A 1,601-nucleotide genomic window follows, 5' to 3' on the forward strand; every position below is an offset into this window, starting at 1 on the left:
CGACCCTGCCCGATCTGCACCGCGGCTTCACCCCCGGCTTTCCCGAGTGAACGGACTGTTCGTCCCACTAGATGTGATGTCCGGGGACGTTGTTCTTGGTTGGTGTCGGCCTGTCGTTGAGACAGGTGAAAGCCTCCGGTTGTGAAGTGGAGCTGTCTAGGAACCGCTTCGCGAACCGGAGGCTTTCGTGTGCCACGTTAACGCTGCGCTGACTCCACGTGCTCGTCTGCGGCTGGCTCGGCTTGTCGTCGAACAGGGCTGGACTCACTCGATGGCAGCAACCATGTTCATGGTCGCGCCCAGAACGGCCCGTAAGTGGGCCGATCGGTATCGGACCGAAGGCACTGCCGGGATGCTCGACCGGCGCTCACGGCCGTATCACAGCCCGGCCAAGACCCCGGAGAAACTCAAACGCAAGATCGTGGCCCTGCGCTGGCGCACACGGCTCGGACCGGTCCAGATCGCAGGCCGGCTGGGCATGCCCGCCTCGACCGTGCACGCTGTCCTGGTGCGCTGCGGCCTGAACCGGCTGTCCCGCATTGACCGGGTCACCGGCGAGCCGCTGCGCCGTTACGAACATGACCACCCCGGCTCGCTGATCCATGTCGACGTCACCAAGTTCGGCAACATTCCCGATGGCGGCGGCCACCGGTTCGTCGGCCGAGGACAAGGTCGCCAGCACCGGGTCGACACAGCTCACCGCACCGGCCAGCGCACCCAGCACGCCGAGCCCCGCCTGGGCATCAGCTACCTGCATACCGTCATCGACGACCATTCCCGCGTCGCCTACGCCGAGACCCACACCGACGAGAAGGCCGACACCGCCATCGCCGTGTTGCAACGAGCCACCGCCTGGTTCGCCGACCGCGGCGTCACCGTCGAGCGCGTCCTCTCCGACAACGGCTCGGCCTACAGATCCCACGCCTGGCGCGATGCCTGTGCCCGCCTCGGCATCACCCCGAAACGCACCCGCCCCTACCGACCCCAGACCAACGGAAAGATCGAAAGATTCCACCGGACCCTGTCCGACGGATGGGCCTACGCCCGCCTCTACCGCTCAAACACCGAACGCCACACCGCCCTTGCCCCCTGGCTCCACTTCTACAACCACCACCGACCCCACAGCGCCATCGGAGGCCAACCACCCATCAACAAACTGACCAACCTCCCTAAACATCACAGCTAGATTGGTCGAGCGGTCCGTTCACTCACATCGTTGTTGGCCGGAGCGAGTGATGCGCGGGCGTGTCCGCCGTTGGCCGCGGCATCCCGGCAGCCGTCGCTCGTTCGGCGCCGCGCTCTAAGGTGCGGGCATGGGGCACAACGAACTCACGCACACCGACGAGTCGGGCGCGGCACGCATGGTCGACGTCTCGGAGAAGCAGGCGAGTGCGCGCACCGCCGTGGCCACCGGCGTCGTGCGCACCACCGAGGAAGTCGTCGCGCTGGTGCGCAGCGATGGCCTGCCGAAGGGCGACGCGCTGGCCACCGCCCGCATCGCGGGGATCATGGCCGCCAAGCGCACCCCGGACCTCGTGCCGCTGTGCCATCCCATCGCGTTGTCCGGCGTCGAGGTCCAGCTCGAGCCCGCCGACGCGGAA

2 protein-coding genes are annotated in these 1,601 nt (G+C 67.3%); both read left to right on the forward strand.

The window, feature by feature from the left end; all coding sequences use genetic code 11:
• Positions 1–187 precede the first annotated feature (187 nt).
• Positions 188–1,186 carry an IS481 family transposase gene (locus tag IJH84_RS21645; RefSeq protein WP_295148283.1) on the forward strand — a complete coding sequence of 333 codons (999 nt, stop codon included), beginning with the start codon at positions 188–190 and terminating at the stop codon, positions 1,184–1,186.
• A 127-nt stretch (positions 1,187–1,313) separates the two neighbouring features.
• On the forward strand, positions 1,314–1,601 hold a 288-nt coding region (locus IJH84_RS21650; protein ID WP_295148286.1), incomplete at its 3' end, for a cyclic pyranopterin monophosphate synthase MoaC.

Source organism: Saccharopolyspora sp., from assembly GCF_017434145.1.
GTDB classification, from domain to species: domain Bacteria; phylum Actinomycetota; class Actinomycetes; order Mycobacteriales; family Pseudonocardiaceae; genus Saccharopolyspora_C; species Saccharopolyspora_C galaxeae.